Annotated in this window: 5 protein-coding genes; 2 read left to right on the forward strand and 3 right to left on the reverse strand. The window is 56.1% G+C overall.

Going from position 1 to position 7,716, the window contains the following annotated elements; translation table 11 throughout:
* Positions 1-32: 32 nt before the first annotated feature.
* Entirely contained in the window at positions 33-2,534 is a 2,502-nt protein-coding gene (locus RE6C_RS17260) for a DUF1592 domain-containing protein (RefSeq protein ID WP_008658553.1), read from the reverse strand.
* 353 nt (positions 2,535-2,887) lie between these two features.
* On the opposite strand from RE6C_RS17260, the gene RE6C_RS17265 reads away from it, so the two are divergent.
* A complete protein-coding gene (locus RE6C_RS17265; RefSeq protein WP_008658554.1) occupies positions 2,888-4,777 on the forward strand; it encodes a DnaJ-like cysteine-rich domain-containing protein in 1,890 nt (629 codons plus the stop codon).
* 82 nt (positions 4,778-4,859) lie between these two features.
* Here RE6C_RS17265 and RE6C_RS17270 read toward each other — a convergent pair whose 3' ends face one another.
* Both RE6C_RS17270 and RE6C_RS17275 read right to left on the reverse strand, forming a co-directional pair.
* Positions 4,860-5,516, reverse strand: coding sequence for an HAD family hydrolase (locus RE6C_RS17270; RefSeq protein ID WP_008658555.1), 657 nt, complete (start codon positions 5,514-5,516; stop codon positions 4,860-4,862).
* Positions 5,516-6,826: an NAD(P)/FAD-dependent oxidoreductase gene (locus RE6C_RS17275; RefSeq protein ID WP_008658556.1), complete on the reverse strand. Its 1,311-nt coding sequence runs from the start codon at positions 6,824-6,826 to the stop codon at positions 5,516-5,518. Before RE6C_RS17275 ends, RE6C_RS17270 begins: the two co-directional genes overlap by 1 nt.
* A 309-nt stretch (positions 6,827-7,135) precedes the next feature.
* On the opposite strand from RE6C_RS17275, the gene RE6C_RS17280 reads away from it, so the two are divergent.
* Positions 7,136-7,716: AMP-binding protein (locus RE6C_RS17280; protein ID WP_039962367.1), on the forward strand; the 581-nt coding region annotated here is incomplete at its 3' end.

The following is a 7,716-nucleotide window of genomic DNA, read 5'->3' on the forward strand; positions in this document are numbered from 1 at the left end:
TAAGAGCGTCGTTGAATTGTATGAGCGAGTTGCTACTTGGTGCGGAAAATGTCGCTGGCGATGACCAACGCCAACATCGTTCGAAGCCGATGACCTCGCTGAGCGGACTGTCGTGTCAGGGATTCAATTTCTTCGCGATCCGAGAATCCCATTTCGCGACCCGTCGCAAACGTCAGCCACTTGGTGATCAGTGACTTGGCCAGTTGGTCAGGGGCTTTGAGAAGGCATTCGCGAAACGCTTCGAAGCCTTCGAAGGACTCACCCGATGGCAAGGCTCCACTGGAATCGACCGGCAAACCCAAGCGATATTGCACACGGCGATTGTTGACGCGCAAGTCGATCCGTTCGCCTTCGCCAAGACTGCGATAACGATCACGCCAACCGCCGATGGGATTGAAGCTTTCCAATGCGAACCCGGGCGGATCGATCAACGCGTGACACGCACGGCAGGAGTCTTCGTTGCGGTGTTGGTCGAGAAGCTGGCGCAACGTCGCTGCTCCGCGAATATCGGGTTCGACGCCGGAGATGCCTGGCGGAGGCGGTGCAGGATGCACGCCGAGCAAACGTTCGGTGACCCACACACCCCGAACAACCGGCGATGTGTTCGTGCCGTTGGCGGTGACCTTCAACACGCTGGCCTGTCCCAGCAAACCGCCGCGAACGGAGTCTTTGGGAAGTGGCACACGGCGAATGTTAGCGTGGTCCACTCCTTCGATGCCGTAGTGATCCGCCAATCGCAAATTCAGCATTGCGAAATCGGATTTCACTAAGTTCGTGACCGGCAAATTTTCGCGAAGCAACGTTGCGAAAAACTGACGCGTTTCTTCGACCATGCTGTCCCGCAGATACCGGTCGTATTCGGGAAATAGCTTTTGATCGGGGCTGGTTTGATCAATGTCACGCAGGTTCAACCAAGCATCCGTGAAGTCGACCACGAATCGATCCAATCGCGGATCAGCAACCAACCGCTTGGCATGACTCAGCAACGATTCGGTTGATCGAGTCAGTTCGTTCTGGTCGGCTGCTTTCAGCAATGCCACATCAGGCGTGGTCCGATGCAGGAAATATGACAACCGAGTTGCGATGGCATGATCATCGAGTTTGCCGGCCGGTTCGCGAAAGTACAGAAAGTCGGGCGAGCAAAGGATGGCGGCGACCGCGGTTCGCAACGCTTCTTCGGTGGAAGCACCGCGGTCTTGTTCGGAACGAAATAGCTCGATGTAGGGTGTCAATTCGGCTTCGTTGACTGGGCGTCTCATCGCGGCGGTTGCCACTCGCTGCAAAGAGCTTCGCAGCGACTCGTCTGGGCTGTTGCTGGTCAATTCAAACTCAGGTTTGTACCAAGACTTCTCACGCTTGGACGGCGAGTTAGGCATGACCTCATTACGTTGCCAATCGTCAAAGATCAAACGGTGACCGCGAGAAGGGAAATCGTCATTCAACGGGCCTTCGATACGTACCTTTGCGATCGCCAGTCCGGGACCGGTGTACCCGTCCACGCCATCGTTGCGGATGTTGTAATCGCGAACCACCAAACCATACGGAATGATGTTGAGCATGTAGCGATATTCCAGATGCGCGGTCAGCTCGATGGTGGTCATTTCACCGTCGGGGCCGAGCGGCGGCATGTCGAAGTAACCCAGCGTCGGCTGTTCACTCCCGCGGGCAAAGCTTTTTGCGCCGACATAGAACGGGATCTTCTGATCGGTCTGGTGAGCGTATCCGGTGATCGAGATCCGATAGCGTCCCGATTCGGGAATGCTGCTCGTGCGAAGCATGCCGTCGGGGTAACCGAAGGCTTGGTAGAACACGACGGAACCATCATCGAGTTGTTTCCAAACCTTGCCCAAGTGCGTTTTGGCTTCGCGTGTTTCCGCGTAGTGAGTTTCGATCAGATGTGTTTTGGGCGGATCGGCGGTTTTCGCGATGGCAGATTCCAGAACTAAGTCGGCTGCGTCGAGGTAGCGTTCCAGGTGAACCATGGAGATGCCAAGCGATTCGCCCACGTTGTCGAATTCGTGGCTGCGTCCATCGGCGGGCAACAGCGTTTCCAGTTCGACGGCGGTGCCGAACAAATCATTGAGCGTGTTTTCGTATTCACGCCGGTTCAGCCGACGAAGGACCGTGCCTTTTTCCGATGCGTGATGCTGCGTCAGCGGAGCGGCCAACGCGGTCGTGAAATCGGTTCGTTGGGATTCGTCGAGCGAAGACGAATCCGGTGGCGGCATCTCGCCCGATTGGACTCGGTCGTGGATGCGAACCCAAACGGCCAAGTCAGCAGCTCCGACGATGGTTCCTGGCAGTGTGTCCAGGTCGAGTCCACCTTCGGAGGCTCCATTAGCGTGGCAGTCGCTGCAGTGATTTTGCAGGAAGGTTTGGATCTCGGGATCGGAAACCGACGTCGGTTCGCTCGCATTCGTGGCAAACGAGTTTGCCACCAGAGCCAACGCAGTGGCGAAGAGAAAGAACTTCGTCCGTGATGAATGGCGACTTGGACGAATCGGAAACGGACCGGAAATACGCGATTGGCTCATGCCCGAGATTTTAGTCCATCGACTTAGGCGGCGTGCGAGACATCGGGCACGGGAACCGGGCGGACTCGGTGTCAAACGCGCCCGCCCCGGAGTGCGAGGTCGTGCAGTTTCTAATTTGTTGTATTGCCACGCATTTATCATCACCCTCCCAAAGGGCGGGTGAAGTAAACCTGCTCGACCTCGTGCGTCGAGAGGGCTTTTTGACGTCTCTGCGACGAAAACTTGTAACTTAGTTTGAAAGAATCCGCTTGGGAGGTTAGCTTCTCCCCTAAGTGGAGGTCTCTGAGGCAGGGCCCTCCGGTGGCGGGTTGAGTTCTAGGTGGAGAGTTCGCGAGCAGGTTCTTTGTCGCTTTATGGATGCCCGGATCAAGGCACTTGGTATGTTTTTGAATCGCTTTTCAATTCGCGTCGTCGCGGTCATGACGGTGATCGCCGGTTTGGGATGGTCGTCGGTCGGATGGTCACAAGTCCCGATGACTTGGCACAGTCGCGCTGGTTCGAGCGTGAGAGCCGAGCTGATTCGCGTGGACGATTCAAAGGTCGTTCTGCAGGTCGAAGGCAATCGGTCTCCGGTCGAAGTTTCGCTGGATAGTTTGACGCTCGAATCGCGTTTGCAGGCGATGCAGCTCTGGTTCAACGAGCGTGACGCGAAGCAATTCCAGATGATTCGCCAGCACTTGCCTGGAATGTACGAGCGGCCTGAGGCCGTCAGTCGTTTGTTGCTGGAAATCCACAAAGCAGTTCCCGAAAGTCCGTACGCGGGGATTTGGGCGGGCGTCGGTTTGTCCGAAGGCGAGAATAATTTGGAGCTTGCCAAGCGTTTGTTGATGCAAGCGATCAAACGCATCGAGGCTCAGCAAGAAGTGATGGCGGGACGTCACTCGATGACGCTGGCATCCGCTCGCAATAATTTGGGCGTGGTGGCTTTGAAGCAACAAGAAGCCAACCCCGCCGCATCGTCATTCATCGCTGGCGTGCAGTCGTCCCGAGTCGTGTCAGCGGTGCTCGAGCACAACATGCAATTGCTGGCTCAAACCGATTCGATGCGGACTGGTTTGATTGAGCTGGCACCGCGACTGCGGAGTGAGTTGCTGACGACGCTCGCGTCCGCAGACGTCAGCACATCGAAACCCAATTTGAACGAGAGCCTCTATTACACGTTGGATTTTGACTTGCCGATCGAAGCCGGCGCGGGAAACCGAAAGGTCGAAGGCCTGGACAGCCCCAGTGTGTTCATGGAGTTGGTCTCGATTGGAACGGGCTTCGTCGTTGCTCCAGGAATTGTACTGACTTCGACCGATGTGATTACAAACACTGATGGTTATGGGCCCAAGATGATTACCGTGGGTTCGTATCAACACGGCATTTTCAAAGCATTGACGTGCAAGAACTGCTTGATGACCTCCCCGCGAATTTCAGCTCGAAGCGGGATTGTGATTCGTACCAATGAAACCATCGGAACAGTCACTCGGTTTCGCATCATTCCGCACCGTGCTGGTTCTTCCGATGCTGAACTGGCCGCGTTGCACGTGCCCGGGTTGGACTTGGCACCGTTGTGCATTGCGAACGACACGCCCACGCCAGCAACCGAACTGAAATTGTATGGCTACGACCCTGGACAGAATTTGGTGAAGCAGGGCGTGCGTGAGTTCACCGGGGAAATTTTGACCGAACCGGATCATCTAGGAGTTCAGAAAGTTTCCAACGAAACAACGGGCGGCAATCGTGGCGGTCCTGTGATGAGTGACGACAAGGTTGTCCAAGGAATCGTTTTCGCCATGTCGGAGAACGAATTGGAAACGAACGGCCGAGCCTTCGGTGCTCGAATGATTCGGTCGTGGTTCAACCGCAACGTGCGAACGACTTCCCTGACCAGCGTTGATGATCTCCCACCTGAAAAACGCTTTGACCCCAAGGCATCGGTGGTGCCCGTGTTTGTTTGGGGACTGAAATCCGGAAGCGGTCTGTTCAGCGATGTGGCCGATGGCACCGGTCCGAGCGAGTCGCTGATGATTGAGAACACTTGGTGTGTTTCGTGCATCGGCTCGTCGTACCAAGATTGTCCGAACTGTGTGAATGGTTCGCAATCTTATCGAAAACAGGAAGTCGTCTCTTCGTCACGGATTGCCGGTGACGTGTACGCGCCCGTTGTGAAAAAGAAACGTTGTCCGACGTGCAGCGGTCGTGGCAAACTAAAATGCCCTCACTGCAAAAATGGACGGCTGGATCTGAGACGCCGTTGATCGCGCGGGCCAACGCTTGAAATCGTTGGCGGACAAAACGCTCGTGAACAAGTCTGCGAGTCGCAGGTACGACTAAGCGGAGCTAGGCATTGATGCGAACGTCGACCCAATCCATGCCGGCTCGTTTGGCGGCTTCGAAACCCAGTGGGCTGTCTTCAAAGACGAGGCATCGTTTGGGATCGACGCCCATTCGCTCGGCTGCACACAAGAACACATCGGGCTCCGGTTTGTGCAGTTCCGTGTCTTCACTGCCCACCAGGACTGGGAACCAATCGGCAACACCGATCGTTCGCAGTTGGTCCGCGACGATGTCTCGCATCCCGCCGCTAGCAACGGACATCGCGATTCGGTTGAGGTGTCGCTCGGCGATGTCGGTGACGTGTGCCAGGCGTTCGACGTTGGGAATACGAGCGATGAAGTTCGCTTCTTTTTCTTCTGTCGCCAGATCAACGTCGACCGTCACACCCTGTTCTGAACTCAACACGGCGATGATCTTTTCGCTGGGCATGCCCCCCATCGCGTAGAAACGTGACTCTGGGAAATCAATGCCGTGCTGAGTCATCGTCTCATTCCATGCCAGGTAATGAAGCGGCATGGAATTGGTGAGCGTTCCGTCACAGTCGAAGATCAATCCTTCGTAGCGTTCCGTCAAATCATGAGCGATCGCAACATCAAGGTGCAGTTGACCGGATTCATCGGGGCTGAGGAGCGAGGCGGTGTTGTTGTCAGATTGGGACATTAAGTCGACATGGGTTTGGTTTCGGCCATCGAATCGGCCTTGGACATAGCATTGGCCCGAGCCATTTCGATCGAACGATCCAGCGCCGGGAACATTTTGCCCGCATCTTCGTGGAAGACACGGCCGATCAGCAAGTCCGTCACGTTGCCGCGATGCTCTGGATGTTCCTTCATGAACCGCCCAATGCTGAAGTCTCTATTGTAGAAAGCATGAACGAGTTGCCGGACCCTGGAAGCTCCTTCCTTAAAATCGTCGGTCCATTGACCCAGTTGCTCTGCCGACAAGTCGTTTTTCTTCAATCCTTCGACGATCGCGTCACCGGCTCGAACACCCATTTCGAGTGCGAAGTAAACGCCAGAGGAATAGACAGGGTCAATGAACCCGAGTGCATCGCCGATCAAGACCCATCCCGGACCGGAGTGCCGGCGGGTCATGTAGCTAAATTCTTTGGCGGTCGTGATTTTGCCCACTCGAGTCGCATTGGCTAGACGAGGCTGAAGCCCGGGGCAATTGGCGAGCTCTTCTTCGAAGGTCTCCTCGGGAGTTCCGCGGCCTTTGAGAAGGTAGTCGTTGTCGCCGACGCACCCGACGCTGGTGATTCCGCGAGATTGAGGAATGAACCAGAACCAGGAATCACGCGACTTGGTGTTCAGAATGATTGTCGCGCCGTCGTTGTCGCCTTCGCCGCGAACGGCATCGCGGTAATAAGTCCAAATCGCGGCTTTTTTTAGGTCGGGATTGATTTCTTTCAGCCCCATCTTTCCAGCCAAAAACGCTTGCTGGCCCGTCGCGTCAACGACGACTTTGCAGCCGATCGTTTTTTCGGTGCCATCGGCGGTTCGCACGACCACGGCACGAGCGACCGGTTGGTCATCTGTATCGCCGGGTTCCGTTTGAACATCGATCAAACGAGTTTGGTCAAAACAATCCGCTCCCAGCTCGGAGGCTCGATCGTAGAGCATTTTGTCAAATTCGCCGCGTTCGACTTGCCAAGTTGTGCTGCACTCGCGTTCATCGTGTTCGCGAAAAAAGAATGGAGCTGATTCTTTGCCGGTGTGCGTGACAAACTGCACACTTTTCTTCGTCTGCCATCCCGATCGTTTGACTTGATCGATCAATCCGAGTCGCTCGAGTGGCCAATAGCATTCCGGCATCAGCGATTCGCCGACGTGAAACCGGGGCACGGGATCTCGTTCGATCAACAACGTGCTAACGCCGGAATCAGCCACAATCGAAGCGGCGGCACCGCCGGCCGGGCCTCCACCAATCACCACGCAATCGTAGAAATCCTTCATCTTTGGCGTACTCATGTGCGAAAGGGGCAATTCGATCGGAAAATGGAGCGGAAGACGTCGTCTGGTGTAACCGAAAGATTGCTGAGCAGACAACGTGGGGGTTTTTCGTCAATGTCAGGTGGCGTTGAGCACCTTCAATAGGCCATTATAGCGGGGTAGCAACTCGATCTTGAATTGTCGCCGCAGACCGATCCCACCCGAGAGACGCGATGGCCATGACCCCCTCCGACGGACCGTTTGTAGAGTCAGGGGAGGGCCGACCCTTGGCCGATCAGCGCCGTTGGTGCATCATTGCAGCAATGACTGATTGCCCCTCCGCACCGCATGACTGGTCATGGAGCGTCCAAGATTACGGTCAAGAGAGAACGAGATTGTTCTGCGACGGCATCATTGCAACAGGTTGAATCGGTGGACCTCCAACAGTATTTCAAAAACGAAACGCCTCCTCACGACCACTTCGTCTCGGTCTTGCGCCACTGGGTGCAGGTTCGGCCGGATGCTCCCGCGTTCACGTTCACCGACGGGGAAGGTTCCGACCAGACGCTTTCGTACGCTGAATTGTGGGAAGAAGTCCGCGGTCTCGCGGGATATTTGCAAGGCCGTTGCGGCATCCGTGCTGGTGACCGAGTGCTGCTGCTCTACCCGCCCGGGCTCGATTTCGTCATCGGTCTTTTCGCGACCCACGCCGCCGGTGCAATCGCGGTCCCCGCCTACCCGCCTCGCCGGAACCGCAAGGCATCTCGCATTCGTTCGATCGTGGTCGATGCGGATGCGCGATGGGCTTTGTCGACCAGTTCCGTCGTTGATCAATTGTCCGGCAATGAACTGCACGAGGATTTGGTCGGCGTCCAGTTGCTGGGAACCGACTTGGCCAGCAAACGCGATGCGACCCACTGGCGATGTCC

This window comes from Rhodopirellula europaea 6C (genome assembly GCF_000338295.1).
Lineage (GTDB): Bacteria > Planctomycetota > Planctomycetia > Pirellulales > Pirellulaceae > Rhodopirellula > Rhodopirellula europaea.